We start from the raw sequence: 25401 nt of genomic DNA, 5'->3' as shown, positions 1-25401 counted from the left end.
TATATCCCGATAATTTCTCGACTAACTATGCTTTAGGCAGGTTACCATTCCACAAAGACCCCGTTAAATGGGAATTTTTGGACTATTTCCGACAACACTCGGTGGTTATTTTTCGTTCCATCTATCGTGGACTGGGATCCAATCCACTCCGAGGTTGCGACGGATAGCCATGCTGGTCGCTGGGTTGGCCATATCTGCCAAAGCAATCGAAACGCACCGGCGCGCGCTGTCGCTTTCCCGATTTGTGGCGGTAGCGCTCTCGCTGCATGACAATCACATGCCGGTGCGTGCCACCGGACAGGCTTTAGGGAGCCCAGCGCGACAGGTGCGCGAACGAGAACAAAGACGGTCGAGGAATCACGTCATGTCCAGCGCCTGCGGTCGGCCAGCGCCGCGTCGATGACACGCCAGGCCGCTAGTGCGGGAATTCGAGCCCCATCTCGCGGTAGCGTTCGGGGTCATCGCCCCAGTTCTCGCGCACCTTGACGAAAAGGAAGAGGTGCACCTTCTGCTCGAGGATGCCCGCTATCTCCATGCGCGCCGCCTGGCCGATGGCGCGGATGGTCTCGCCCTTGTGGCCGAGCACGATCTTCTTCTGGCTGTCGCGCTCGACATAGATGGTCTGGTCGATGCGCACCGAGCCGTCCGGCTTCTCTTCCCATTTCTCGGTCTCGATATGCGAGGAATAGGGCAGTTCCTGATGCAGCCTGAGATAGAGTTTTTCGCGGGTGATCTCGGCTGCCAGTTGCCGCATCGGCAGGTCGGAAATCTGGTCCTCCGGATAGTACCAGGGGCCGGCCGGCAGCGCCTGCGCCAGATAATCGAGCAGGTCCTTGCAGCCGGAGCCGGTCAGCGCCGAGACCATGAAGGTGCGCTTGAACGGCACTTTCTCGTTCGCTGCCGCGGACAGAGCCAGAAGCGTCTCATGCTTGACCCGGTCGACCTTGTTGAGGATCAGCGCCATCGGCTGGCGCACATCCTTCAGCCGTTCGAGGATGGCATCGGCGTCGCCCCGGATGCCGCGCTCGGCATCGATCAGCAAAAGCACGATATCGGCATCCTTGGCGCCGCCCCAGGCGGTGGTCACCATCGCGGTGTCGAGGCGCCGCTTGGGTTTGAAGATGCCGGGCGTGTCGACGAAGACGATCTGCGCATTGTCATGGGTGGCGATGCCACGCACGATGGCACGCGTCGTCTGCACCTTGTGGGTGACGATCGACACCTTGGCGCCGACCAACTGGTTGACCAGGGTCGACTTGCCGGCATTCGGCGCGCCGATCAGCGCGACGAAGCCGGAATGCGTGGTGGGGGTTTCGGCAGTTTCAATATCGGTCATGCCGCGTTCCATACACCTTCGCGCAGCAGAAGGGCAGCCGCGGCTGCCTGCTCCGCTTCACGTTTGGAACGGCCACTGCCGGTCGCCGGTTGAAATGCACCGACCCTGACGCTGACGGTGAACAATGGATCGTGGTCCGGCCCCTCGCGGCTGTCGATCTGGTAGGCGGGAACCGCACTTGCCGCCTGATGCGCCCATTCCTGCAATTCGGTCTTGGCGTCGCGGCGCGCCGCACCGGAAGCCTGCGAACGCGGCTGCCAGTATTTGTGAATGAAGGCGCGTGCCGCCTCCAGCCCTCCGTCGAGGTAGAGCACGGCGATCAGCGATTCCAAGGCATCGGCGCGCAGATTGACGCGCTTGCGCCCCTCGAGCCCGCGCACATCCGATCCGGCGCGGATCAGATCCGGCAGCCCGATATGTTCGGCGATCTCGGAAAGCGCCTCGGCATTGACCAGCGCATTGAGCCGCAGCGACAATTCGCCTTCCGCCGCGTCGGGAAACGCCGCCAGCAGCATATCGGCAACGACCAGGCCGAGAACCCGGTCGCCGAGAAATTCGAAACGCTCGTAATCGGTGCCGGCATTGGCGCCGCGGGCGCTGGCGTGGGTCAGCGCGCGCTGCAAGCGTTGGCGGTCGGCAAAAGCATGGCCCGTGCGTTCCACCAGCGCTTGCGCGAGCGCATCGGCGGTCAACCGTTTTGTTGCCGCCATGACCCTAGTTGACGAAATGGAACAGGCGCGAAACGCGCATCAGCGACGGCCATTTCCAGATTTCGAGAGGGCTGGCCTTGCCGGCGATCGAGAAGAAGACAAGGTTGGCGCGGCCAACCAGGTTTTCGGCCGGAACGTAGCCGACGGTGAACCGGCTGTCGGCGGAATTGTCCCTGTTGTCGCCCATCATGAAATAGTGACCGGGCGGCACGTCGAATTCGCGCGTGTTGTCGCCGATCGAATTCGGATTGAGGTCGAGCGTGTCGTAGCTGACACCGTTGGGCAGGGTTTCCCGGTAGACGTCGATCGGCTGAGGCATTTCAGTGATATCGGGATTGTCGATCTGGCCGGTCTTCACGCGCGGCACGCCGACGCCGTTGATGAACAGCTGGCCATTCTTCATCTGGATCTTGTCGCCGGGCAGGCCGACCACGCGCTTGATGTAGTCGACGGACGGATCCGGCGGGAACTTGAACACCACAACGTCGCCGCGCTTGGGCTCGGAGCCCCAGATGCGGCCCGAGAAGAGATCGGGCCCGAACGGCAGCGAATAGCGCGAATAGCCGTAGGACCATTTGGTGACGAACAGATAGTCGCCTTCCAGGAGTGTCGGCCGCATCGATCCCGACGGGATCGAAAAGGGCTGAAACAGCAGCGTGCGGATGACCAGCGCGAGCAAAAGCGCCTGGACGATGACGCTGACGGTTTCGCCAAGCCCGCCGGATTTCTTCTGGGATTTTTCAGCCACGCTCATGTCGTCCTCGATTGTGCGTTGGATGTATAGAGTCTCGGCGCGCGCTGGGCAACGTCAATGCCGGTCCGTCAGATGCAATCAATGTGGCGCTTGTTCGACGGGCAGCGCCTCGATGATCACAAAGGCTTGAGCGAGCGGGAAATCATCGGTGATGGTGAGGTGGATCGCCGCCTTGTGCCCCGGGGGCAGGATTTTTTCGAGCCGTGCCAGCGCCCCGCCGGTCAGCGCCATGGTCGGCGCGCCGCTGGGCAGGTTGACGACGCCCATGTCGCGCCAGAACACACCTTGCGCCAGACCCGTGCCGAGGGCCTTGGCGCAGGCCTCCTTGGCGGCGAAGCGCTTGGCGTAGGAAGCGGCGCGGGCACGGCGGTTCTCCGAACGCGCCTGTTCGACCTCGGTGTAGATTCTCTCGATGAAACGCCGACCGTGACGCTCCAGCGATTTCTCAATGCGCCTGATATCGATCAGATCGCTGCCGATGCCGATGATCATCGCGTAGCGGAACCGATGCTTGCTCCGGGATGAGGCGGTTGCTCGCGGCGGCTTGCGCGCTCGGCCAGCCGCTTGCGCCTCTGCTCGCGAAAGACATTCATGCCCCAGCGCGTGACGCCGTAGAACAGGAGGCCAAACACCAGCCCGAGCGGCACCGCGCCGATCAGCATGGGTTCCAGCACGGGATGCCATAGTTTCGCGAAGGAAAGCGTGTGCAGCATCTCGCCCAGATGCGCCGGCGGACCATGCGCCGGCAGGCGATCGTGCAGGATGAGCTTGCCGGTTTCCCAGGATGCGCCCCACAGAATGGGAAAAGTCAGCGGATTGCCGAAGAAAACAGCGCCGAGTGCCGCCGCCACCAGATTGCCGGCGATCACCCAACACAGAACGGCGGAAATGATGAAATGGAAGCCCACGGGAAAGAACGAAGCGAAGACACCGGCCGCCACACCGGCTGCCACCGCATGCGGCGTGGCCTTCAGCCGCAGGATGCGCTTGGAGAAATACTGCAGCGAGCGCGTGAACGACCGGCGCGGCCACAGATAGGTGCGCACCCGCTCCAAAAGACCATCAGGCTTGCGGCGACGAAAAAGCACTCTCTTCCTATTCCCGATACTTTACAGATTGCGTGCCGGCCATCTTCAGCCGGGCTTCAACCGCCACATCTTGCGCTTTACGGTCACCCGAAGGCAATCGCGACTTTGATATAGCGATCCGCAAGCCCGACAACAACCGAACGGTACCTGTACAGCGGCCGCGCCGCCATGATCTTTGGTAAGGTCCACGTCTTCAACACCTGACAATCGCGGCGAATTTGAGAATGGCTTCGGCCTATGGTCGCAGCCGGATGCCTGAGACATCACCGCAAGTACCGGCTGACTTCGACAAGATTGCCGTCCGGATCGCGGAAATAGACAGACATCATCGGACCGCGCGCCCCGATGCGTTCGACCGGCCCCAGTTCGAGCACAACGCCATTGGCTTCGAGACCGGCGCGGATTTCGTCGAGCGGTCGTTCGGTGATCAGGCAGAAATCGCCTGACCCTGGCGTCGGCGCCTTCGCCTTGGGCTCGAAGGTGCGGCTGATCTCGTGGACATTGATCTTCTGGCCGCCAAAAGCCAGCGCCGTCGGCCGGCCCGGCGTGTCGATGCGCTCGAAACCCAGCACGCGCTGGTAAAAGGCGCAGGTCGCTTCGAGCGACGCCACCGTCAGCACGAAATGATCGATCCCGACGATCATTTCGAATTTGCCTTCACGCATGTCGTCACTCCCAAAACCGCCGCGCACTTTTGGGCGACATGAACGGTCAGATATTGCGGCTGCCGGGCTTGACCGCCGGTATCGCCGCAAGCTCCGGCGGCAGCCGGTCGGGCGGATAGGCCGGAACCTCGTATTCGGCGAGCGCGATCAACGGCACGCCGACATGGGTCTTGCCAGCTGAACGGTCGATGATGCAGGCGGCAGCCACCACCTCGGCGCCAAGCTCGCGCAGGCACTCGATGGTTTCGCGGATCGACAGGCCGGTGGTGACGATGTCCTCGACGATGACGACGCGCGCGCCCCTGGCGATCTCGAAGCGGCGCAGGCGGAACTCGCCCCCTTCCCGCTCGACCCAGATCGCCGGCACGCCGAGATGGCGCGAGGTTTCGTAGGCCGGGATCAAGCCGCCGATCGCCGGGCCGACGACATAGTCGATCTTGCCTGGCACCGCTGTCCGGATCTTTTCGGCCAGCGCCTTGCAAAGCCGCTCGGTCTTGTCGGCATGCATGAACACCCGCGCCTTCTGCAGGAAGACTGGACTGCGCAGGCCCGACGTCAGGATGAAATGCCCCTCTAGAACAGCACCCGCCTCGCGGAAAATGCCCAGCACTTCATCGGTCTTCATCTGCGCCTGCCCCCAGATAGATCAGCCATGTCAGCCATTCACACGCCGTGCGTCGCTGACGCTCGAATTGTCCTTGAGCTGCGACAGCAGCCGGTTGAGATGCTTCAGATCCCAGACTTCGAGATCGATCAGCATTTCGGTGAAGTCGGGCGCGGTGCGCACCATCGACAGCGTATGGATGTTGGCGTCGTTGGACGCAACGACCTGGGCGATATCGGCGAGCGAGCCCGGCGCATTGATGGCGGTGACCGAGACACGCGCGGGGAAGCGCTCCTTGGTGCGCTCGTCAATGTCCCAGCGCACGTCGATCCAGCGCTCGGGCTGGTCATCGAAAGCCTGCAGCGCCGGCGACTGGATCGGATAGATGGTGATGCCGGTGCCCGGCTGGACGATGCCAACGATGCGATCGCCCGGCACCGCGCCTTCCGGCGCGAAGCGCACTGGCAGGTCGCCGCGCACGCCGCGGATCGGCACGGCGCCGTCGCGCGGCTGGTCCTTGTCCTTGCGCGCGGCCCGGCCCGGAATTTGGAACAGCATGCCGGCGGCGTTGCGGATCTTCGACCAGCCCTCCTCGCGCTGCTTGGGCGCTGCCGGCGTGACACGCTCGTCCTTGTAGTCGGGGAAGACCGCCTTCATGACGTCGGTGGAAGCCAGTTCGCCACGGCCGACGGACGCCAGCACGTCCTCGATGTCCTTGCGTGCCAGCCGGTGCAGGACCGGCTTCAGGCTTTCCTTGGTGAAATTCTTGCCGGCCCGTTCGAAGGCGCGTTCGAGAATGCGCGCGCCGAGACCGGAATACTGCTTGCGGATGGCGTTCTTGGTGGCCCGGCGGATGGCGGCGCGCGCCTTGCCGGTGACGACGACCGATTCCCACGCCGCCGGCGGCACCTGCGCCTTGGAGCGGATGATCTCGACCTCGTCGCCATTCTTCAGTTCCGTCATCAGCGGCATGATGCGGCCATTGACCTTGGCGCCGACGCAGGTGTCGCCGACATCGGTGTGCACCGCATAGGCGAAATCGATGGGCGTGGCGCCGCGCGGCAAGGCAATCAGCATGCCTTTGGGCGTGAAGCAGAACACCTGGTCCTGGAACAGTTCCAGCTTGGTGTTTTCGAGGAAGTCCTCGGGATTGTCACCTTCCGCAAGCTGCTCGATGGTGCGCCGCAGCCAGGCATAGGCATTGGTCTCCTTCGAGATCGCATGGCCGGCGCCGTTCGTCTTGCCGCCGGTGTCCTTGTAGATCGAGTGCGCCGCGACGCCGTATTCGGCGATCTTGTTCATTTCGCGGGTGCGGATCTGCAGCTCGACGCGCTGGCGCGAGGGGCCGACGATGGTGGTGTGGATCGAGCGGTAGTCGTTCTGCTTCGGCGTCGAGATGTAGTCCTTGAAGCGGCCGGGCACCATCGACCATGTGGTATGGATGGCACCGAGCGCGCGGTAGCAGTCCTCGACCGTATCGACGACGACGCGGAAGCCGAAAATGTCGGACAGCTGCTCGAAGGACAGCGCCTTGGCTTCCATCTTGCGGAACACCGACCAGGGCTTCTTCTGGCGGCTCTTCACGCCGGCGTTGATGGCATGCTTTTCAAACAGCGCCGACAGCGCCTTTTCAATATCGGTCAGCACGCCCTTGTTGCGCTCGAAGATCTCGGCGAGCCGCGCGGTCACGGCACGGTAGGCTTCCGGATTGATGTAGCGGAAGGCGATCTCCTCCAGTTCCTCGCGCATGCCTTGCATGCCCATGCGCCCGGCCAGCGGCGCATAGATGTCCATCGTCTCCTCGGCGATGCGCAGGCGCTTGGCTTCCGGCATGTGGTCGAGGGTGCGCATGTTGTGCAGCCGGTCGGCGAGCTTGACCAGCAGCACGCGGACGTCTTCCGAGATCGCCAGCAGCAGCTTGCGCAGGTTCTCAGCCTGCTCTGCCTTCTTGGAAACGAGATCAAGCTTCTTCAGCTTGGTCAGGCCCTCGACCAGCTTGCCCATTTCGGGGCCGAACAGATCGTCGATCTCGGCCCGCGTCGCCGTGGTGTCCTCGATCGTGTCGTGCAGCAAAGCAACGGCGATCGTCGCCTCGTCCATGTGCATTTCGGTGAGGATGGCGGCGACTTCGAGCGGATGCGAGAAATAGGGATCGCCGGAAGCGCGCTTCTGGTGGCCATGCTTCTGCATGGCATAGACATAGGCCTTGTTGAGCAACGCCTCGTTGACGTCAGGCTTGTAGCGCTGGACGCGCTCGACAAGCTCATACTGACGCATCATGGGCGGAATCTCTCAGCGATGAAATGAATCATGCGCCGCACTGCTGTACGGCGCATGTCATAGATAGCCACGAAACTGCCGGGACGGAAGTGCCGGAAACGTGTTCCGGGCAGGTCCAGAAAACTCTCTTAGTAGTCGTCGCTCTTTTCCGGCGGTACCAGACCTTCGATGCCGGCCAGCAGGTCTTCCTCGGTCATGCGATCGAAGGTGATGTTGTCCTCGGCTTCGTCGGTTTCGGTGGCCGCGACAGCGCCGCCGGTCTGGTCGGCGATCACCTCGCCATCGGCCTCGGGCTCGTCGACCTCGACATGCTTCTGCAGCGAATGGATCAGATCTTCCTTGAGGTCGTCGGGCGATAGTGTCTCGTCGGCGATCTCGCGCAAGGCAATGACCGGGTTCTTGTCGTTGTCGCGAGGAACGGTGATCTGCGCGCCCTGGCTGATCTGGCGAGCACGATGGCCGGCCAAAAGCACCAGCTCGAAGCGGTTGTCGACCTTGTCGATGCAATCTTCAACGGTTACGCGGGCCATGGACTGCCCCTTTCATGCCTGGATTTGATGGAAAACAGGCGCGGTCCATAACCCGAACGCCGCCAAAATACAAGCATCATGGCATTGGCGGGACTGTTGGCGCCCAATCCCTGCCTAAACACCGGATTTGGCAAACCGCCCGCGTCGTTCGCTCGACGCCGCGATCACAATTGCTTGCATTGCCCCATCACGCCTTGGATTGCCACCAAACTGGCGTTATCTCGGATGGACAAGGTCAGCCGGTTTATTATGAGCCCGACCTATAGTCGCTACCGCATTTCGTTTAGACGGCCGCATTTTTCGAAAAGGAATATTTTCCATGTTCGACCCACGTGAAAAAATCGCCTTGTTCATCGACGGTGCCAATCTCTACGCTACGTCGCGGGCGCTCGGCTTCGACATCGACTATCGCAAGCTGTTGTCGAGTTTCCAGAAGCGCGGCTATCTCTTGCGCGCCTATTATTACACGGCGCTGGTCGAGGATCAGGAATACTCCTCGATCCGCCCGCTGATCGACTGGCTCGACTATAACGGCTTCAAGGTGGTGACCAAGCCGGCCAAGGAGTTCACCGACTCGACCGGCCGCCGCAAGATCAAGGGCAATATGGACATCGAACTGACGGTCGATGCGCTGGAGCTCGCCGATGTCGTCGACCACTATGTCATTTTCTCCGGCGACGGCGACTTCCGCACGCTGGTCGAGGCGCTGCAGCGGCGCGGCCGCAAGGTGTCGATCGTCTCGACCATGGCCTCGCAACCGCCGATGATCTCGGATGATCTGCGCCGCCAGGCCGACCATTTCATCGACCTGACGACGCTGAAGAACGAAGTCGGCCGCGATCCTTCCGAGCGGCCCGTGCGCCGGCCCGAGCCGGCTGAAGTCGACGAGGACGACTACTGAGGCCGGGCACCTTGACCGCCCTCCCCGCTTCCGAACCCACCCGCGACTGCCCGCTCTGCCCGCGGCTGCATGACTTCATCGCCGAGTGGCGGCAACGCGAGCCGTCATGGTTCAACGCGCCGGTGCCGACCTTCCTGCCGCCGCAGGGTGAGGACACCGTCAAGCTTCTGATCGTCGGGCTGGCGCCCGGTCTGCGCGGCGCCAACCGCACCGGCCGCCCCTTCACCGGCGACTATGCCGGCGACCTGCTCTACTCGACGCTGATCGCGCACGGCTTTGCACGCGGTGAGTTCAAGGCGCGGCCCGATGACGGGCTGGAGCTTGTCGGCACGGCGATCACCAATGCCGTGCGCTGCGTGCCGCCGGAGAACAAGCCTGTCGGCGCCGAAATCTCGACCTGCCGCAGCTTCCTGGTGCCGACGATTGCACGCTTTCCCAAGCTACGCGCGGTGCTGGCGCTCGGATCGATCGCGCACCAGTCGACCGTGCGGGCGCTCGGCGAGCGCGTCGCCGCCTATCCATTCAGGCATGGCGGGCAGTTGCCGGCCGGTGGCATCACGCTGTTTTCCAGCTATCACTGCTCACGCTACAACACCAATACGGGCGTGCTGACCGAGGCGATGTTCGTCAGCGTTTTCAGCGAGATCGCGGCGTTCCTGAAGATATAGATTCACTCCTCAATGCGCCGGCGCAAGCAGCGCCGCCAATTTCTCCGGCCCGCCCTGCAGAACGTTCAGGTCGACGTCACCCTCGATACCGTCTATGCGCCCGCGATTGTGGTACTGCCAGTAGATCCAGTCGTGGCGGTCAGGTTCCACCAGCAGCGAGCGAAGCCAGAGCGGGCGAGCGGCGATCTGCCCGGCATAGGCAGCCTCGGCCTCATCGGTCAGATAGACGATCGCCGTCTTGCCGAATGCCTGCTCGACAGGTCCGAGGAAACCCTGGAGTTCAGCATTCAGTTGCTCGGGCGATGGGCGCTGCGGACAGTTGCCGCCGAACTCGACATCGACGACCGGCGGCAGCAAGGGCTGATCGTGCGGTACCACCGAGATGAAATTCTTCGCCTGGTCGGCGCCGGGCCGGCAGAAGGTGAAGAAATGATAGGCGCCTACGGCAAGGCCGGCCGCGCGGGCCTCACGTAGATTGGTGGCAAAAGCACGATCGACATGATCGCCGCCCTCGGTCGCCTTGATGACGGCGAAGGCGACATCGTCGGCGGCAACGCGCCGCCAGTCGATCTGGCCTTGATGATGCGAGACGTCGATGCCTCTGACCGGATATTTGCTACGGTCGGGAGAATAGGTGTGGACGTAGAAGAAGCCGCCGGCCACCGCCATCGCTGCAAACGCCAGGCTCATCAATCCCCAGAGGATGATCCGGTTCTTCAAAGCGATCCCCTCTGGTATCTGCCGATTGCGCTTGCCCGAAATTTGGAAGCCAAACTGGCTTTTCGAGGGCTACCGCCTGATGTCTCTCACCCACGCTCCTTCAAGAGCCGGCCCTTCTCACGCGACCAGTCGCGCTGTTTCTCGGTCTCGCGCTTGTCGTGCAATTTCTTGCCGCGGCCGACGGCGAGCAGCAGCTTGGCGCGGCCTTGGTCGTTGAAATAGATTTTCAGCGGCACCAGCGTCATGCCTTCGCGGTCGACGCTCTGCGACAGCTTGGCCATCTCGCGCTTGTTGAGCAGGAGTTTGCGCCGCCGCCTGGGCTCGTGGTTGAAGCGGTTGGCCTGCAGATATTCGGGCAGATAGGAATTGATCAGCCAGATCTCGCCGCCTTCGACCGAGGCATAGCTGTCCTGGATATTGGCCTGGCCCTGGCGCAGGGACTTGACCTCGGTGCCGGTCAGCACCAAGCCGGCCTCGATCGTGTCGAGCACCTCATAGGAAAACCGTGCCTTGCGGTTTTCCGCAACGGTCTTGTTGTTGGGATCGGCTTTTCTGACTTGATTCATGATGTGGAGAGGTGGCGCCTCATCCTCAATTAATCAAGCCGGCGTGCTTCATGGCCGCATCGATCTTCGCCGCGGTCGATTCCTCGACCGTGACCAGCGGCGACCGCAGCACATTCTCGACCTTGCCCAGCTTCGACAGCGCGTATTTGGCGCCGGACACGCCGGGCTCCAGGAAGATCGCCTTGTGCAGGGGCAAGAGACGATCCTGCAATTCCAGCGCCTTGGCGCTGTCGCCGGAAAGCGTCGCCTCCTGGAATTCGGCGCACAGCCGCGGCGCGACGTTCGAAGTCACCGAAATGCAGCCGACACCGCCATGGGCGTTGAAGCCGAGCGCCGAGGCGTCCTCGCCGGAAAGCTGGATGAAATCCTTGCCGCAGGTCATGCGCTGCTCGGACACACGCTCGACCTTGCCGGTCGCGTCCTTGACGCCGACGATGTTCTTGAAGTCGTGAGCCAGCCGCCCCATCGTCTCCGGCATCATGTCGATCACCGAACGCGGCGGGATGTTGTAGATGATGATCGGCAGCTTGGTCGCCCTGGCGACGGCGGCGAAATGCTCGTAGAGGCCGCGCTGCGTCGGCTTGTTGTAATAGGGCGTGACGACCAGGGCGGCATCGGCGCCAACCTTTTCGGCATACTGCACGAGGCCGACGGCTTCCGCCGTGTTGTTGGAACCGGCGCCGGCGACGACCGGAGCACGGCCCTTGGCCACCTCGATGCAGACCTTGACGACATGGCGATGCTCATCGTGCGACAGTGTCGGCGACTCGCCAGTGGTGCCAACGGGAACCAGACCCGTCGTGCCTTCCGCGAGCTGCCATTCGACAAAGGCGCGAAAGGCTTTCTCGTCGAAACGTCCGCTCTTTTCGAACGGTGTCACGAGCGCAGTAAGCGAGCCTCTCAGCATGTCGTCCAACTCCTTGGGACTTGTTTGTTTATGCATGTCGCTGTCCCAAAACCGGTATCCACTTTTGGGCGACATGCATCGGTGTTTGTCGATCAGTTTGTCGTGCGCGCCTTCTAACCGAAAGCGAAGCGGCGCACCATAGTCTCGACATGGTTGCGCGGCAAGCATTGCCATGGTGCCAGCAAGCGCAATTCGAACAGCCTTGATAACTCTTTGTTTACGAGCCCTTCACGACCTAAGTCTAGGCTTCGAGGTATCTTAGCCTGCTGGTAGAATGCTGAACCAAGGAAGACACGAGACCATGCCGACCCGTCGGCCTCACCTCTTCGCGCTGCTTGGCGCCATCGCCGCGCTGATGCCCGGTGTGGCGATCAGCGGCAGCGTGGATGCGCGGGCCACCGCGGCGATCCCGATGCCGAGCCCGCAGGACAGCGCGCAGCAGGGCCCCTCGCCCAGCGTCTTGCTGCTGAAGAGCGGGCTGGACGCGCTGGCGGCCGGTGATATTCCCGGCGCTCGTGGTGTGCGCGATGCGCTTCCCGCTCAATCGCTCGACCAGCACATACTGGCCTGGGCGATCGCACTTTACGGCGGCGACAAGGTTCCGAGCGGCGACATCGCCGCCGCCGCGAAGATGCTGCCCAACTGGCCGGGCACCGTTGCCTTGCGCAAGAACAGCGAGCGGGCGCTCTATCGAGAAAACCCCGCTACCGACATCGTCATTGCGGCGTTCGATGGCAGCCAGCCGCAGACATTCGAAGGCGTCATGGTTCTCGCCCGCGCCTATGTGGCGGCGGGCAACGTCAAGGCGGCACGCTCGGTGCTGTCGCCGTTTTGGCGCACCACGGTCCTGGAAGCCAAGGACGAGACGTCGCTGATCAAGGAATTCGGCGGTCTTATCCCTGCCGCCGACCTCCGTTTTCGCATGGACCGTATGTTTTATGCCGACCGGGTGAATTCCGCGCTGCGCATTGCCGGTCTTGCCGGCGCCCAGCAGTTTGCCGAGGCCTGGGCCGCGGCCGACAGAGGCGACAAGAATGCGTTGAAGCTGCTGAAGGCCGTCCCGGCATCCCAGCGTTCTGCCGGCTATTTCTTCGCGCAGGCCGAATATCTGCGCAAGCAGGAGGATTTTGCCGGCGCCGCCGCCGTGGTGATGAAGGCGCCGACGGACCGCGAGGCTCTGGTCGACCCGGACGCCTGGTGGGTTGAGCGCCGGGTGCTGTCGCGCGAACTAGTCGACCAAGGCGACATGAAGACGGCGTACACGATTGTCGCCACGCATGCCGCCGAAAGCGCAGCCAATGCGGCCGAGGCGGAGTTCCATGCCGGCTGGTATGCGCTGCGTGGCCTCAACGACCCCAAGCTTGCCGCGACGCATTTTTCGCGCATCGCCGACCTTGCCCAAGGCCCGATGACCCTGTCGCGCGCCTATTACTGGCTCGGCCGTGCCGCGGAAGTCGGCGGCCCCGGCAACGCCAAGGACTATTTTGGGCGCGCCGCCAATTATGGCACGACCTTTTACGGGCAGCTTGCCGCCGAACGTGTCGGCCGGCAGGCGCTCAACATCGTCTATCCCACGCCCAGTGCCGCCGACCGGCAGAATTTTGCCGGCCGCGAGGCGGTCAGCGCGATCAAGCGGCTGCAGGAGGCAGGCTATGATCGCTATGCCGAAACGCTCTATCGCGACCTTGCCGGCCAGTTGACCAGCCCGGGCGAACTGGCGCTGCTTGCTGTCCTTGCCGAGAAACAGGGCAACCATTTCATGGCGCTGAAGGTCGGCAAGATCGCCGGCGCGCGCAGCATCGATGTCGGCGCGCTGTCGCATCCGCTCGGCGTCATTCCTGATTCGGCCAATATTTCCGGCTCGGGCAAGGCGCTGGCCTATGCGATTGCCCGCCAGGAGAGCGAATTCAACATCGGTGCCGTATCCAGCGCCGGCGCGCGCGGGCTGCTGCAGCTGATGCCGGGAACCGCCAAGCAACTGGCGAAGAAGGCCGGGTTGCAGTTTTCGCAGGCACGGCTGACCACCGACGCCGGCTACAACGCCACACTCGGCTCGGCCTTCCTCGGCGAGCAGCTCGATCGCTTCAACGGCTCCTACGTGCTGACCTTCGCCGGCTACAATGCCGGCCCCAACCGGGCCAGCCAGTGGGTGGCGAAATACGGCGACCCGCGCGGCAAGGACATCGATGCGGTGGTGGACTGGATCGAGCGGATTCCCTACACGGAAACAAGAAGTTACGTGCAGCGCGTGATGGAGAATTACGAGGTCTACAAGATGCGTATTTCCGGCAAATACGACATTGTCGGCGACCTCGTGAACGGGCGCAACTGAGGACGCTGACGGCTTGAGAGGCGACCGAGCGTCGCTCCTTCTATTTGACCATCCCTGCCCTCGTCTGTAGCAGTCGCAGACGATCCAGACAGGGAGTCCTTTCAGATGTCGAGCACCGGAGGTTTTCCCGACTTCTTCTACGTAGCGCCAGACGGGCTGAGACTTCATGCCCGCCTCTATGGCGAAGCGAAGCCCGGACATTGGCCGGTCATCTGCCTGCCCGGCCTGACCCGCAACGCGCGGGATTTTCATGAGCTGGCACTTTATCTTTCGACGCGATCGCCGGTACCGCGCCAAGTGGTTGCCTTCGACTATCGCGGACGCGGACAGTCAGCCTACGATCCCGATGTCAGCCACTACAATGTCGGCGTCGAGGCCAGCGACATCCTTGCCGGGCTGGCAGCACTCGGTATCGAGGAGGCCGCTTTCATCGGCACCTCACGCGGCGGGCTGATCATCCATGTGCTTGGCGCGCTGCGGCCGGCCGTGCTGAAAGCCATTGTGCTCAACGACATTGGGCCGGTGATCGAGCCGGCCGGCCTCGCCCACATCCAGTCCTATCTCGAACGCACGTCGAAGCCGAAAACCTTCACCGAGGCGATGGATGCCCAGCGCAGCGTTCACGGCAAGGATTTTTCCAAGCTCACCGACGCCGACTGGACGCGGATGGTGGGAGCGCTCTACCGTGAGACGGATCAAGGGCTGTTGCCGGATTTTGATCCGAAACTGGTCGATATGGTCGCCAATCTTGACCTGTCACAGCCATTGCCGGCGCTGTGGCCGCAGTTCGAGGCGTTGGCAGCCATTCCCCTGCTCGCTATCCGTGGCGCCAATTCCAGGCTGTTGTCGCCTGAAACTCTGGAGCAGATGCGCCAGCGCCATCCGATGATCGAAGCGATCGCGGTCGAGGGCCAGGGCCACGCCCCTTTCCTCGAAACTGGCAGCTTGCCCGGCGATATAGCGACCTTCCTTGATCGGGCTGAGCGCAGACACCAAACAAAGTAAACCCTAAGACCAGATCTGGCCCTGAGGTCACCATGACAGTATATATAGGCCTTTGGAACTATTTTGCCTTTGAGCTTTTCCCTGACGCTTTCGCTGGCTTCGCCGCGCCCGCCTGACCCCGTTCGGTCATCGGAATGGCGCGGCTGAGGCCGGATTTGGTGATCCAGAAGGAAACGCGATGTTCCTGGATGTCGTTCAAGATCAGTCCGAGCGCCCCGCCGAGACGGCAGCCGCTGTCGACCAGGAAGACTGCAAGCCTGTAGGCATCCTCGCTGCGGCTCCTGATGGCGGCGAACAGCCTGGCCTACGGACGAAAGGGCTGTTCGGCTGCTATCCCCCAGCGTTGTTGCACAAATGACGCGATTTGGCCCAACTCAGAAAGCACTCGTTAACAGGGCCGCCCTAACCCCCATATTCACGGGCACATCCGGCAACCGGCTGACGGAATCAAGGCGAGGCGACGAATCACGTGCCAGGGATTCGCCGCAGAACCGCCGCCGCTGGGAAAGCCACGGCGCGGCATGCGATTATTTTTCGACAGAATGACTTCTTTTTCAGAGATAATGGCCGGGGCTTGTTGATTGTGCCGGCGCTTTTCTTTATCCAGCGGCGCAACGGAGAGGTGGCCGAGTGGTCGAAGGCGCTCCCCTGCTAAGGGAGTAGAGGTCAAAAGCTTCTCGTGGGTTCGAATCCCATCCTCTCCGCCACCCTATGCCCTGCAGACTTCGAATCACATCAATCAGGCCATGTCGCCTCAACCATCCGGCCGAGACTCACAAGCGCATTGGCCAGCCCCATCCGGATAGCGGGACGGCCGCCGTCGATCTTGAGCGCTTTCTCATAAGGCGGCGCCACGATGTCGGCCTTGCCGAATTCGGCGTAGGCGCGACCAGCGCGCAAAGCGCCTCAACCCAGTCGGCATTCAGCTCGCAAGCACGTTCAAAATGCCTCATCGCATGCACATGCTCGCAGACCTTCAAATAGGTCTCACCCAGTGTCAAATGGTAGTGCAGATTTTGAGGGACCTCTTTTACCACTCGCTCAACAAACCGAATGGCCATCTGGTCTAGGCCGAGCGCAAAGGATGTCCAGTTTATGAGCCAATACGCGCTGACAAAGTGCCTCCGCATCCAGCAACCGATTTGCCCGATGCAATTCGACAGCCTGCCTGAGCAATGCATCATCAGCCTGTGCACGGGATAGTGGGCTTGCTTTCGGATGGGTGATTTCGGTCCGGACGAAATTTTCTGATGCTTCGACCAGGCGGGCGGCAGACGATTGTTCGTGGTCCTTCGCTAGCAAAAAGAGGCGACGGAATCCGGCGTTACGGCTGCAGATCGCAGGGTGCTTGCACGGCCAGGCTGGTCACGCTAGCAAGGAGGCCCTTTCCAAGCGAGCTTCCCCCATGCGTCTGCGCCCTGCCCTTTCGCCGCTTATCGCAGCACTTCCCTCGACCGTGCCTTTTGTCGGCCCGGAAGCGCAGGAGCGTGAACGCGGGCGGGCTTTTCGTGCCCGCATCGGCGCCAATGAGAGCAGTTTTGGCCCATCGCCACGGGTCATCGCCCGCATGGAGCGCGTGGCGCGCGACCAGTGGATGTATTGCGATCCCGACAATTACGAGCTGAAGGTCGCGGCTGCCGCGCATCTTGACGTGGCGATCGAGAACGTCGTTGTCGGCGAAGGCATCGACGGGCTGCTCAGCCTGGTGGCGCGCATGTATGTGGCGGCTGGCGATGCCGTGGTCACCTCGCTCGGCGCTTATCCAACCTTCAACTTCCATATTGCCGGCGTCGGCGGGCGGCTGGTGACAGTCCGTTACGAGAACGACCGCGAAAGCCTGGATGGTTTGCTTAAGGCGGCCGTCAAGGAGAAGGCCCCGCTGGTCTATCTGTCCAACCCGGACAATCCGATGGGCAGTTGGTGGGAAGCGGACGAGGTGATCCGCTTCATCGAGGCATTGCCTGAGACCACCATGCTGGTGCTCGACGAGGCCTATGGCGAATTGGGGCCGGCCTCGGCCCTGCCGCCGATCGACATCTCGCGACCAAATGTCATCCGCATGCGAACCTTTTCAAAGGCTTATGGGCTTGCCGGGATACGCTGCGGCTATGCGATTGCGGAGGCGCAGGTGATCCGCGACTTCGAGAAGATCCGCAACCATTACGGCGTCAGCCGCATGGCGCAGATCGCCGGCGTCGAGGCACTCGCCGACCAGCCCTATCTCGAGACGGTGGTGGCGCGGGTGGCTGCCGGGCGCCGGCGCATCGCTGATATCGCCGAGCAGAACGGGTTGAAGCCGCTGGCCTCGGCGACCAATTTCGTCACCATCGACTGCGGCCATGACGGCCCCTTCGCGCTGAAAGTGCTGCAAGGTCTGCTGTCACGTGATGTGTTCATCCGCAAGCCGATGGCGCCAGGACTCGACCGCTGCATTCGCGTCAGCGTCGGCCTCGACCACGAACTGGATATCTTTGCCGAGGAATTGCCGGGCGCGCTGGCGGCGGCGCGGGGGAACTAGGCAATTCAGCTGCGTTCGGATGCTGGCGCTGCGCTTAGCAGGTGCCTGACGCGTGCCAATATATCCGACAACTCGGCCGCTTCCTCGTCGCCCAGGTCCACGGTCAGGCGGGTGAGATCGCGATCCGCGGCTGCCTGGAGTGTGGCAAGCGCGGCCTGGCCGCGAACGGTGAGCGAGAGGACGCGACCGCGCAGAGCCCCAGGGACGGTGCGCATTTCGGTCAAGCCCGCGGCAAAGAGTTTTCTAAGGATTCTCGTGACATAGGCCGGATCCAGTTGGAGTTCCCTGGCAATGCCGGACGCTGCTGGCCCGAAATCGGTTTGAAACGCCCGTGCCAGAAAGCCTGCCGTGCCGCCAGGGGCGGCAGCAATACGGCCAGGTCGACGGCCCAGTTCGAACAGCACCCGCGCCTCGGTCAGCGTAAAGGCGCTGTGCGTCAAGGTTTCGTCGAGCAGTCCGACCAGGCCGGTATAGAACCGGTTGAAGCATCTGAGATCGCGGACCAAGGCACTCCGATCGGCTGGCATGTCATGCGCCTTCCCTGAGATTCCACATCGGTGGATCATTGCGTAAAAGTTGATCAAGTCAACTTTTTATTGGATCAAGTCATCCATCTTACGAGCAAGCCTCGGCTTCTGTTCGATAGTCCCCCTCAAGCCAGTTGCCTTCGCTCGATCCTGCGCCAGACTCTATGCAAGGGAGCGCACGATGAACGATCGGAAAAGGGCCGTGCAGGCCCGCGTACACGGCAGGGTGCAAGGCGTCGGCTACAGGATCTGGGCGAGAGGCGAAGCGGCAGGGCTTGGGCTAGTGGGCTGGGTGCGCAACGAAAGAGACGGCACGGTAACGGCATGGCTCGCTGGCGCCGAAACGGCGGTTTCGTCCATGATCGAACGGCTTTGGCAGGGCCCGGCGGGCGCTTCAGTCTCGCGGGTCGATGTCGAGGAGATCGAGACCTGGACCGCGCCTGGAGATTTCAAAATCGTCGCATAGGCGCATGCGCATTACTTGACTAGTCCGACACTCTTGAATTAATTGAACGTTCGTTTTATTATTGCCAGCTTGATGAGGCGATCATGGCGCGCACCACGGGATCCGACGGCGAGCGAACCGAGGCGGCAGTCCGCGAAGCGGCGGTCAACCTGATCGCACGCCATGGCTACGAGGCGATGTCGATGCGGCGGCTGGCGGCCGAGGTCGGCGTGCAGGCGGCCGCGCTCTACCGCTATTTCCCGACCAAGGAAGACCTGCTGTTCACGCTGATGCGCGAGCACATGGAGGGGCTTCGCCAGGCCTGGGAACACGCGAGGCCAACCGATGCAGATCCGGCGGAGCAGCTTGCGGCCTATGTGCGCAACCACATCGCTTTCCACATCGAGCGCCGGCATGCCACGCATGTGTCGAACATGGAACTGCGCAGCCTGTCGCCCGACAGGCTGACACAGATCCTGCGCATGCGCACAGCCTACGAAAAGGAACTGCGCAGCATCCTGCGCGAAGGCGCCGAGGCCGGCGACTTCAGCATCGAGGACACCGGTCTGACGGCCATGGCGCTGATCCAGATGATGACCGGCGTCATCGTCTGGTTTCGCCCGGGCGAGCGGCTGTCGGTCACTGAAGTGACGGCGACATATCTTTCAATGACAATGCGCCTGGTTGGCGCGAGGATGGATACCGACAGCGCCGCACGTCCCTCGGACGTGCAAAGGACGTTGTAGCACTTGAATTTTGCGCATGATCCTTTCCGAAAATCGAAGTCGATTTTCGAGGTCATGCGGCGGGAGGAACGCCATGTACACCAACACGCTCAGCTTCGGGCATGACGAGGACATCGAGGCGCTGCGCGATATGGTGCGGCGCTTCGCCCAGGACAGGATCGCCCCGATCGCCGGCGATATCGACCGCCAGAACGAATTTCCGGCGCATCTGTGGCGCGAGCTCGGCGAACTCGGCCTGCTCGGCATCACCGCCGATCCCGATTTCGGCGGCAGCGGCATGGGTTATCTCGCCCATGTGATTGCGGTGGAGGAAATCTCCCGCGCGTCGGCTTCGGTCGGTCTTTCCTACGGCGCCCACTCCAACCTCTGCGTCAACCAGATCAACCGCTGGGCGACGCCGGCGCAGAAGGAAAAGTTCCTGCCGCCGCTGTGTTCCGGCGAGCGTGTCGGCGCGCTGGCGATGTCTGAATCCGGCGCCGGCTCGGACGTCGTCTCGCTCAAGCTGCGCGCCGAAAAGCGCAATGACCGCTATGTGCTCAACGGCACCAAGATGTGGATCACCAACGGCCCGGACGCGGATACGCTGGTTGTCTATGCCAAGACCGATCCGGAGCGGAAATCGCGCGGCATCACCGCCTTCATCGTCGAAAAGGCTTTTGCAGGGTTTTCCGTGGCGCAGAAACTCGACAAGCTCGGCATGCGCGGTTCCAGCACCGGCGAACTGGTGTTTGAAAATGTCGAGGTGCCGTTCGACAATTTGCTGCATGAGGAAGGACGCGGCGTCGAGGTGCTGATGTCGGGCCTAGACTATGAGCGCACGGTGCTCGCCGGCGGCCCGATCGGCCTGATGGCAGCCTGCCTCGACGTGGTGATTCCCTATGTGCACGAACGTAAGCAGTTCGGCCAGCCGATCGGCGAGTTTCAACTGGTGCAAGGCAAGCTTGCCGACATGTACACGGTGATGAACGCCGCGCGCGCCTACGTCTACGCCGTCGCGGCCGCCTGCGACCGCGGCCAGACCACCCGCAAGGACGCCGCCGGCTGTGTTTTGTTCGCCGCCGAAAAGGCGACGCAGATGGCGTTGGACGCCATCCAGCTGCTGGGCGGCAACGGCTACATCAACGATTATCCGACCGGCCGGCTGCTGCGCGACGCCAAGCTTTACGAGATCGGCGCCGGCACCAGCGAAATCCGGCGCTGGCTCATCGGCCGCGAGATCATGGCGGAGGGGGTGTGAGCATGGCCGTCCTGCAGACTCAGATCTCCCCCTCCTCCGACATCTTCCGCGCCAATGCCGATCGCATGCGCGCGCTGGTCGCCGACATCGCCGAAAAGGCCGCGACCGTCGAGCGCGGCGGCTCGGAGGAGGCGCGCGAGCGCCATATTTCGCGTGGCAAGCTGCTGCCGCGCGAACGCCTGGCACAATTGCTCGACACTGGTTCGCCCTTCCTCGAGATCGGCCAGTTCGCGGCGTGGTCGATGTATGGCGAGGAGATTTCCTCGGCCGGCATGATCGCCGGCGTCGGCCGGGTCGAGGGCACCGAGGTGATGGTCGTCGTCAACGATGCCACGGTGAAGGGCGGCACCTACTATCCATTGACGGTGAAAAAGCATCTGCGCGCGCAGGAAATCGCGCTGCAGAACAATCTGCCCTGCATCTATCTGGTCGACAGCGGCGGCGCCAATCTGCCCAACCAGGACGAGGTGTTTCCCGACCGCGAGCATTTCGGCCGCATCTTCTACAACCAGGCCAACATGTCCGCTGCCGGCATCCCGCAGATCGCCTGTGTCATGGGGTCCTGCACGGCCGGAGGCGCCTATGTGCCGGCGATGTCGGACGAGACGATCATGGTGCGCAACCAGGCAACCATTTTTCTCGGCGGCCCACCGCTGGTGAAGGCGGCCACCGGCGAGGACGTCAGCGCCGAGGATCTGGGGGGCGCGGATGTGCATACGCGGCTCTCTGGCGTTGCCGACCACTATGCGATGGACGACGAACATGCGCTCGCCATCTGCCGGCGCATAGTCAAAAACCTGAATCGGAACAAGACCGTAAGCCTAAACTTACAGAGATCGATTCCGCCGCTTCATCCGGCGGATGAACTCTACGGCGTCGTGCCGACCGATTTGCGCCAGCCCTATGACGTGCGCGAGGTGATCGCGCGCCTCGTCGACGGTTCCGAGTTCGACGAGTTCAAGCAGAATTACGGCACGACGCTGATCACCGGTTTTGCCCATCTCCACGGCATGCCGGTCGGCATCATCGCCAACAATGGCGTGCTGTTTTCCGAAAGCGCGCTGAAGGGCGCGCATTTCATCGAGCTGTGCTGCCAGCGCGGGATCCCGCTGGTCTTTCTGCAGAACATCACCGGCTTCATGGTCGGCCGGAAATACGAGGCCGGCGGCATTGCCAAGGATGGCGCCAAGCTGGTGATGGCGGTTGCCACCGCCAGGGTGCCGAAGGTGACCGTGATCATCGGCGGCTCGTTCGGCGCCGGCAATTACGGCATGTGCGGCCGCGCTTACTCGCCGCGCTTCCTGTGGATGTGGCCGAATGCCCGAATCTCGGTGATGGGCGGCGAACAGGCGGCAACCGTGCTCGCCATGGTCAAGCGCGAAGGCATCGAGCGCAAGGGCGGCGAGTGGAGCGCCGAGGAGGAAGCGAAATTCAAGAAGCCGATCCTGATGAAATACGAGCATGAGGGCCATCCGCTCTACTCGTCGGCCCGCCTCTGGGACGACGGCATCATCGATCCGGCGAAGACGCGCGACGTGCTGGCGCTCAGCCTTTCCGCGTCGCTCAACGCCGAGATCGAGGACACGCGCTTCGGCGTGTTCAGGATGTGAGATGAGCAAGGCGTTGGATAGGATCCGCATTCACACCGGGGACATCACGAAGCTGGATGTCGACGCGATCGTCAATGCCGCCAACACCTCGCTTCTCGGCGACGGTGGAGTCGATGGCGCCATCCACCGCGCGGCGGGTCGTGAGCTCGAGGTCGAATGCCGGATGCTGAACGGATGCAGGGTCGGCGACGCCAAGATCACCAAGGGTTACAAGCTGCCGGCTCGACATATCATCCACACGGTCGGGCCGATCTGGCAGGGCGGCGGCAAGGGCGAAGCCGAACTGCTGGCCTCTTGCTATCGCAGGTCGCTGGAACTCGCGACCGCCAATGATTGCCGTTCGGTGGCGTTTCCCGCGATCTCGACCGGTGTTTACCGCTACCCCAGGGCTGAGGCGACCGAAATCGCCGTCGGCACTGTCAGCATGATCATCGAAGAGAAACCCATGCCCGAAACCGTCATCTTCTGCTGCTTCGACGAGCATACGGCGGAACTATACCGGCGAACCGTTGCTGCGCTCCGGAAGGGTTGAACTGTATGGACCAATCGATTCATCAGCATAGGCAGCGTCGAATCTCCGCTGGCGAACTGGCGTCGAGACAAAATATTCGCTACTGCTTGTCCCGTGCAATGCAATGGGGACATGGTGGGAATGGAACTGAAATATTGCCGGGGGATGGCCGCTTCGATACTTGCATTCATACTAATATTCACCACAGCTGGCGCCGGCCAGGCCGGATCACTCGCAGGAAGCAAGGGAGACGTGCGTTTTCCGCCGACCGTGGGCTCGGGCGAATGCAACGTTGCCTACAAGGGCTACGTTGCGGCGAGCGGTCATTCGGCCTACGCCACGACCTTTTATTCGCGAGTCGTCGACCTCTACATCATCTGCGGGACGAAGCTCAACGCACCTTCCCAGAAGGCCGCGGAGGAGATGGCGCTGCGCAACTGCCAGGCTGGATTGACGCGTTGGAAGCTAAAGACCGCAAGTGGCGGCTGCGCGATCTCGGCATCGAAATAGGCACATGCGCTTCGCTCGTAGAGCGCTCCCTTGGTAAGGGGGCGCTCTATATCAAGTGCCGAACTGCAAGGCAGCATCCGGCAAACGGAAAGCCTATCCATATAGGTTTGCGACCCAGAGGGGGCGCGAAGGAACGCCTGCGTTGCTTTCAGCAAGGCATGGCTACGGAGGCTCCATGTTCAGCAAGATCCTGATCGCCAATCGGGGCGAGATCGCCTGCCGTGTCATCCGCACGGCCCGCAAGATGGGCGTGCACACCGTCGCCGTCTATTCTGACGCCGACGCGAAATCCCTGCATGTCGAGATGGCCGACGAGGCCGTTCACATCGGCCCCTCGCCGGTCGGTGAGAGTTACTTGCGGGGGGACCGGATTGTCGCGGCGGCGCTTTCGACGGGGACGCAAGCCATCCATCCCGGTTACGGCTTCCTGTCGGAAAATCCTGATTTCGTCGACCAGGTGGTGGCGGCGGGGCTCACCTTCATCGGCCCATCGGCGGCCTCGATCCGCGCCATGGGGCTGAAGGACGCCGCCAAGCGGCTGATGGAGAAAGCCGGCGTTCCCGTCGTTCCAGGCTATCATGGCGAAGCGCAGGAGATCGTGCTGCTCGCCTCCAAGGCACGCGAGATCGGCTATCCCGTGCTGATCAAGGCGCGCGCCGGCGGCGGCGGCAAGGGCATGCGGCGCGTCGAACATCCCGATGATTTCTCCGAGGCGCTGTCCAGCGCCCGGCGCGAGGCAAAGGCTGCTTTCGGCGACGACCGCGTGCTTGTCGAAAAATATGTCGACAAGCCACGGCACATAGAAGTGCAGGTGTTCGGCGACAATTTCGGCAACGCGGTGCATCTCTACGAACGCGACTGCTCGGCGCAGCGCCGCCACCAGAAGGTGATCGAGGAAGCCCCTGCCCCCGGCATGACGCCGGCGCTGCGCAAGGCGATGACGGAAGCCGCCGTGAAGGCCGCCAAGGCGATCGGCTACTCAGGCGCCGGCACCATCGAGTTCATCGTCGATGCCTCGCAAGGCCTCAAGCCCGACCGCTTCTGGTTCATGGAGATGAACACCCGCCTGCAGGTCGAGCACCCCGTCACCGAAATGGTCACCGGCACCGATCTGGTCGAGTGGCAGCTGCGGGTTGCCAGCGGCGAAAAGTTGCCGAAGACGCAGAGCGAGATCGCGCTGACCGGCCATGCCCTGGAGGCGCGCATCTATGCCGAGGATGCGGCAAAGGGGTTCCTGCCCGCAACGGGCACGCTGCATCATCTGAAGTTCCCTGAGGCGGCCTGCGAGGGCGCCACGATGCGCGTCGAAACCGGCGTGCGGGCCGGCGATGCCATCTCCCCCTATTACGATCCGATGATCGCCAAGCTGGTGGTTCATGCAAAGGACAGGCAAGCAGCGTTGGAAGCGCTCGGCGCGGCGCTGTCGCGGACCGAAATCGCCGGTTCCACCGTCAACACCGGCTTCCTTGCCGCCCTTGCCGCCGATCCCGACTTTTGTGCTGGTGACGTCGACACCGGCCTGATCGGCAGACATCAGGCGGCACTGACCGGCGTCGCGCCGCCGACCGGCGAAATCGTCTCGGCAGCAGCCCTTGCCGCCTCCGGCGCAGCAGCCTTGCCGCCATCGAACGACCCATGGTCGTCGCTTTCCGGCTACGCGCATTTCCACGGCGTGGCGCGGCGCACGCGGCTGAAGTTCGGCGAGGCCGATATACTGGCAAAGGTTTCAGTGCGGCCTGACGGGCGCTTCCAGGTGGCGCTCGATGCGCCCTATGACAGCACCAATTCGCATGATTTTCGCGCCGCTCCGCGCCTTACCCGCTGGCCTAGCCACATCACGGTGTTCGAAGGCGCCGTGGGCTACACATTCGCGGTGCCGGACCCGTTGGCACGGAGCGATGACGCGGCTGCCGCTTCCGGCAGCCTGCGCGCGCCGATGCCGGGTCTGGTCAAGCTGGTGCGCGTGGCTAAGGGCGACGCGGTGATCAAGGGGCAACCGTTGCTGATCCTCGAGGCGATGAAGATGGAGCACACCATTGCCGCCCCGCATGACGCGGTGGTTGCCGAGATCGCCGCGGAAGGGGCGCAGGTCACCGACGGGACTGTGCTGGTGCGGTTCGTAGAGGAACAGAGCGCCCAGACCGCTGCCGCGGGCCGATGAGCGGAACGCTTCGCGAACGGCAAACAAAATGGCCGGGGTGAAATCCCGGCCATTTCCTTGAATTACATCA

Annotated in this window: 26 protein-coding genes, 1 tRNA gene and 1 pseudogene; 13 read left to right on the top strand and 15 right to left on the bottom strand. The window is 62.7% G+C overall.

All coding sequences use genetic code 11. The features are described from left to right. Window positions 1-415 precede the first annotated feature (415 nt). The 9 genes from era to rpoZ form a co-directional block, all read right to left on the bottom strand. Window positions 416-1348, bottom strand: coding sequence for a GTPase Era (era, locus tag FJV83_RS03980; RefSeq protein WP_095791409.1), 933 nt, complete (start codon window positions 1346-1348; stop codon window positions 416-418). After that, window positions 1333-2046 carry a ribonuclease III gene (gene rnc / locus FJV83_RS03975; RefSeq protein ID WP_095791408.1) on the bottom strand — a complete coding sequence of 238 codons (714 nt, stop codon included), beginning with the start codon at window positions 2044-2046 and terminating at the stop codon, window positions 1333-1335. Before rnc ends, era begins: the two co-directional genes overlap by 16 nt. A gap of 4 nt (window positions 2047-2050) precedes the next feature. Then, window positions 2051-2800: a signal peptidase I gene (gene lepB, locus FJV83_RS03970; protein WP_010915103.1), complete on the bottom strand. Its 750-nt coding sequence runs from the start codon at window positions 2798-2800 to the stop codon at window positions 2051-2053. A 78-nt stretch (window positions 2801-2878) separates the two neighbouring features. Beyond that, on the bottom strand, window positions 2879-3292 hold the full coding sequence (acpS, locus tag FJV83_RS03965) for a holo-ACP synthase (protein ID WP_142886360.1): 414 nt from the start codon (window positions 3290-3292) through the stop codon (window positions 2879-2881). Beyond that, complete coding sequence (locus FJV83_RS03960; protein ID WP_142886359.1) at window positions 3289-3888, bottom strand: DUF2062 domain-containing protein; 600 nt, start codon at window positions 3886-3888, stop codon at window positions 3289-3291. Before FJV83_RS03960 ends, acpS begins: the two co-directional genes overlap by 4 nt. A 263-nt stretch (window positions 3889-4151) precedes the next feature. Then, window positions 4152-4553, bottom strand: a complete 402-nt coding sequence (locus FJV83_RS03955; protein WP_095786493.1) for a VOC family protein — start codon at window positions 4551-4553, stop codon at window positions 4152-4154. Window positions 4554-4599: 46 nt separating this feature from the next. Next, window positions 4600-5178 (bottom strand): orotate phosphoribosyltransferase, encoded by a 579-nt coding sequence (gene pyrE / locus FJV83_RS03950; protein WP_095770731.1) that lies wholly within the window; start codon window positions 5176-5178, stop codon window positions 4600-4602. 30 nt (window positions 5179-5208) lie between these two features. Further along, a complete protein-coding gene (locus FJV83_RS03945; RefSeq protein ID WP_010915098.1) occupies window positions 5209-7437 on the bottom strand; it encodes a bifunctional (p)ppGpp synthetase/guanosine-3',5'-bis(diphosphate) 3'-pyrophosphohydrolase in 2229 nt (742 codons plus the stop codon). A 128-nt stretch (window positions 7438-7565) separates the two neighbouring features. After that, window positions 7566-7967, bottom strand: a complete 402-nt coding sequence (gene rpoZ, locus FJV83_RS03940; protein WP_095770732.1) for a DNA-directed RNA polymerase subunit omega — start codon at window positions 7965-7967, stop codon at window positions 7566-7568. Window positions 7968-8286: 319 nt separating this feature from the next. On the opposite strand from rpoZ, the gene FJV83_RS03935 reads away from it, so the two are divergent. Continuing rightward, complete coding sequence (locus FJV83_RS03935; RefSeq protein ID WP_010915096.1) at window positions 8287-8868, top strand: NYN domain-containing protein; 582 nt, start codon at window positions 8287-8289, stop codon at window positions 8866-8868. Window positions 8869-8879: 11 nt separating this feature from the next. Next, on the top strand, window positions 8880-9536 hold the full coding sequence (locus tag FJV83_RS03930; RefSeq protein ID WP_142886358.1) for a uracil-DNA glycosylase: 657 nt from the start codon (window positions 8880-8882) through the stop codon (window positions 9534-9536). Between the two features lie 9 nt (window positions 9537-9545). On the opposite strand, the gene FJV83_RS03925 is transcribed toward FJV83_RS03930, so the two are convergent. From FJV83_RS03925 to dapA, 3 genes are all read right to left on the bottom strand, one after another. Further along, entirely contained in the window at window positions 9546-10256 is a 711-nt protein-coding gene (locus FJV83_RS03925; protein WP_142886357.1) for a GH25 family lysozyme, read from the bottom strand. Between the two features lie 86 nt (window positions 10257-10342). Continuing rightward, a complete protein-coding gene (gene smpB, locus FJV83_RS03920) occupies window positions 10343-10822 on the bottom strand; it encodes an SsrA-binding protein SmpB (protein ID WP_006202221.1) in 480 nt (159 codons plus the stop codon). A gap of 25 nt (window positions 10823-10847) precedes the next feature. Beyond that, on the bottom strand, window positions 10848-11729 hold the full coding sequence (gene dapA, locus FJV83_RS03915; RefSeq protein ID WP_095786869.1) for a 4-hydroxy-tetrahydrodipicolinate synthase: 882 nt from the start codon (window positions 11727-11729) through the stop codon (window positions 10848-10850). A gap of 301 nt (window positions 11730-12030) precedes the next feature. Here dapA and FJV83_RS03910 point away from each other — a divergent pair, with 301 nt between their 5' ends. Together FJV83_RS03910 and FJV83_RS03905 are read left to right on the top strand one after the other, a co-directional pair. Next, entirely contained in the window at window positions 12031-14061 is a 2031-nt protein-coding gene (locus FJV83_RS03910) for a lytic transglycosylase domain-containing protein (RefSeq protein ID WP_142886356.1), read from the top strand. A gap of 105 nt (window positions 14062-14166) precedes the next feature. Beyond that, window positions 14167-15066, top strand: coding sequence for an alpha/beta hydrolase (locus tag FJV83_RS03905; protein WP_142886355.1), 900 nt, complete (start codon window positions 14167-14169; stop codon window positions 15064-15066). 65 nt (window positions 15067-15131) lie between these two features. Here FJV83_RS03905 and FJV83_RS03900 read toward each other — a convergent pair. Beyond that, window positions 15132-15367, bottom strand: a pseudogene (locus tag FJV83_RS03900) (site-specific integrase); the annotation flags it as partial. Window positions 15368-15682: 315 nt separating this feature from the next. Between FJV83_RS03900 and FJV83_RS03895 the strand changes: the two are divergent. Next, window positions 15683-15773: transfer RNA gene (locus tag FJV83_RS03895), tRNA-Ser, on the top strand. Between the two features lie 28 nt (window positions 15774-15801). On the opposite strand, the gene FJV83_RS36845 is transcribed toward FJV83_RS03895, so the two are convergent. Beyond that, entirely contained in the window at window positions 15802-15966 is a 165-nt protein-coding gene (locus FJV83_RS36845; RefSeq protein ID WP_245318002.1) for a hypothetical protein, read from the bottom strand. A 505-nt stretch (window positions 15967-16471) separates the two neighbouring features. On the opposite strand from FJV83_RS36845, the gene FJV83_RS03885 reads away from it, so the two are divergent. Further along, the gene (locus FJV83_RS03885; protein ID WP_142886354.1) at window positions 16472-17584 is read left to right on the top strand and encodes a pyridoxal phosphate-dependent aminotransferase; all 1113 of its coding nucleotides are present in this window, start codon (window positions 16472-16474) and stop codon (window positions 17582-17584) included. A 5-nt stretch (window positions 17585-17589) separates the two neighbouring features. On the opposite strand, the gene FJV83_RS03880 is transcribed toward FJV83_RS03885, so the two are convergent. Continuing rightward, entirely contained in the window at window positions 17590-18111 is a 522-nt protein-coding gene (locus tag FJV83_RS03880) for a MarR family winged helix-turn-helix transcriptional regulator (RefSeq protein ID WP_142875475.1), read from the bottom strand. Between the two features lie 181 nt (window positions 18112-18292). On the opposite strand from FJV83_RS03880, the gene FJV83_RS03875 reads away from it, so the two are divergent. The 7 genes from FJV83_RS03875 (at window position 18293) to FJV83_RS03845 (ending at window position 25331) form a co-directional block, all read left to right on the top strand. Beyond that, window positions 18293-18577 carry an acylphosphatase gene (locus FJV83_RS03875; RefSeq protein WP_142875474.1) on the top strand — a complete coding sequence of 95 codons (285 nt, stop codon included), beginning with the start codon at window positions 18293-18295 and terminating at the stop codon, window positions 18575-18577. An 83-nt stretch (window positions 18578-18660) separates the two neighbouring features. Next, window positions 18661-19302: a TetR/AcrR family transcriptional regulator gene (locus FJV83_RS03870; RefSeq protein WP_095791401.1), complete on the top strand. Its 642-nt coding sequence runs from the start codon at window positions 18661-18663 to the stop codon at window positions 19300-19302. Window positions 19303-19375: 73 nt separating this feature from the next. Next, the gene (locus FJV83_RS03865; protein ID WP_142886353.1) at window positions 19376-20539 is read left to right on the top strand and encodes an isovaleryl-CoA dehydrogenase; all 1164 of its coding nucleotides are present in this window, start codon (window positions 19376-19378) and stop codon (window positions 20537-20539) included. Between the two features lie 2 nt (window positions 20540-20541). Further along, the gene (locus FJV83_RS03860) at window positions 20542-22149 is read left to right on the top strand and encodes a carboxyl transferase domain-containing protein (RefSeq protein ID WP_095786501.1); all 1608 of its coding nucleotides are present in this window, start codon (window positions 20542-20544) and stop codon (window positions 22147-22149) included. A gap of 1 nt (window position 22150) precedes the next feature. Further along, complete coding sequence (locus FJV83_RS03855) at window positions 22151-22681, top strand: O-acetyl-ADP-ribose deacetylase (protein WP_142886352.1); 531 nt, start codon at window positions 22151-22153, stop codon at window positions 22679-22681. A gap of 120 nt (window positions 22682-22801) precedes the next feature. Beyond that, the gene (locus FJV83_RS03850) at window positions 22802-23170 is read left to right on the top strand and encodes a hypothetical protein (protein ID WP_142886351.1); all 369 of its coding nucleotides are present in this window, start codon (window positions 22802-22804) and stop codon (window positions 23168-23170) included. Window positions 23171-23345: 175 nt separating this feature from the next. Further along, window positions 23346-25331 (top strand): acetyl/propionyl/methylcrotonyl-CoA carboxylase subunit alpha, encoded by a 1986-nt coding sequence (locus FJV83_RS03845; protein ID WP_142886350.1) that lies wholly within the window; start codon window positions 23346-23348, stop codon window positions 25329-25331. Window positions 25332-25401 lie beyond the last annotated feature (70 nt).

The sequence above is a fragment of the Mesorhizobium sp. WSM4307 genome (assembly GCF_007003945.1).
Lineage (GTDB): Bacteria > Pseudomonadota > Alphaproteobacteria > Rhizobiales > Rhizobiaceae > Mesorhizobium.
Note: the sequence above shows the minus strand (reverse complement) of the source record. Positions and strands in the feature narration are given on the sequence as shown.

Excerpts from the sequence above, each read along its gene's own strand:
- FJV83_RS03945 (WP_010915098.1), bottom strand. The coding sequence starts at position 7,437 with ATGATGCGTCAGTATGAGCTTGTCGAGCGCGTCCAGCGCTACAAGCCT.
- FJV83_RS03905 (WP_142886355.1), top strand. The coding sequence starts at position 14,167 with ATGTCGAGCACCGGAGGTTTTCCCGACTTCTTCTACGTAGCGCCAGAC.
- rpoZ (WP_095770732.1), bottom strand. The coding sequence starts at position 7,967 with ATGGCCCGCGTAACCGTTGAAGATTGCATCGACAAGGTCGACAACCGC.
- FJV83_RS03875 (WP_142875474.1), top strand. The coding sequence starts at position 18,293 with ATGAACGATCGGAAAAGGGCCGTGCAGGCCCGCGTACACGGCAGGGTG.
- FJV83_RS03935 (WP_010915096.1), top strand. The coding sequence starts at position 8,287 with ATGTTCGACCCACGTGAAAAAATCGCCTTGTTCATCGACGGTGCCAAT.
- FJV83_RS03955 (WP_095786493.1), bottom strand. The coding sequence starts at position 4,553 with ATGCGTGAAGGCAAATTCGAAATGATCGTCGGGATCGATCATTTCGTG.
- pyrE (WP_095770731.1), bottom strand. The coding sequence starts at position 5,178 with ATGAAGACCGATGAAGTGCTGGGCATTTTCCGCGAGGCGGGTGCTGTT.
- dapA (WP_095786869.1), bottom strand. The coding sequence starts at position 11,729 with ATGCTGAGAGGCTCGCTTACTGCGCTCGTGACACCGTTCGAAAAGAGC.
- era (WP_095791409.1), bottom strand. The coding sequence starts at position 1,348 with ATGGAACGCGGCATGACCGATATTGAAACTGCCGAAACCCCCACCACG.
- FJV83_RS03865 (WP_142886353.1), top strand. The coding sequence starts at position 19,376 with ATGTACACCAACACGCTCAGCTTCGGGCATGACGAGGACATCGAGGCG.
- FJV83_RS03870 (WP_095791401.1), top strand. The coding sequence starts at position 18,661 with ATGGCGCGCACCACGGGATCCGACGGCGAGCGAACCGAGGCGGCAGTC.
- FJV83_RS03880 (WP_142875475.1), bottom strand. The coding sequence starts at position 18,111 with ATGCCAGCCGATCGGAGTGCCTTGGTCCGCGATCTCAGATGCTTCAAC.
- FJV83_RS03850 (WP_142886351.1), top strand. The coding sequence starts at position 22,802 with ATGGAACTGAAATATTGCCGGGGGATGGCCGCTTCGATACTTGCATTC.
- FJV83_RS03855 (WP_142886352.1), top strand. The coding sequence starts at position 22,151 with ATGAGCAAGGCGTTGGATAGGATCCGCATTCACACCGGGGACATCACG.
- acpS (WP_142886360.1), bottom strand. The coding sequence starts at position 3,292 with ATGATCATCGGCATCGGCAGCGATCTGATCGATATCAGGCGCATTGAG.
- lepB (WP_010915103.1), bottom strand. The coding sequence starts at position 2,800 with ATGAGCGTGGCTGAAAAATCCCAGAAGAAATCCGGCGGGCTTGGCGAA.
- FJV83_RS03910 (WP_142886356.1), top strand. The coding sequence starts at position 12,031 with ATGCCGACCCGTCGGCCTCACCTCTTCGCGCTGCTTGGCGCCATCGCC.
- rnc (WP_095791408.1), bottom strand. The coding sequence starts at position 2,046 with ATGGCGGCAACAAAACGGTTGACCGCCGATGCGCTCGCGCAAGCGCTG.
- smpB (WP_006202221.1), bottom strand. The coding sequence starts at position 10,822 with ATGAATCAAGTCAGAAAAGCCGATCCCAACAACAAGACCGTTGCGGAA.
- FJV83_RS03845 (WP_142886350.1), top strand. The coding sequence starts at position 23,346 with ATGTTCAGCAAGATCCTGATCGCCAATCGGGGCGAGATCGCCTGCCGT.
- FJV83_RS03860 (WP_095786501.1), top strand. The coding sequence starts at position 20,542 with ATGGCCGTCCTGCAGACTCAGATCTCCCCCTCCTCCGACATCTTCCGC.
- FJV83_RS03885 (WP_142886354.1), top strand. The coding sequence starts at position 16,472 with ATGCGTCTGCGCCCTGCCCTTTCGCCGCTTATCGCAGCACTTCCCTCG.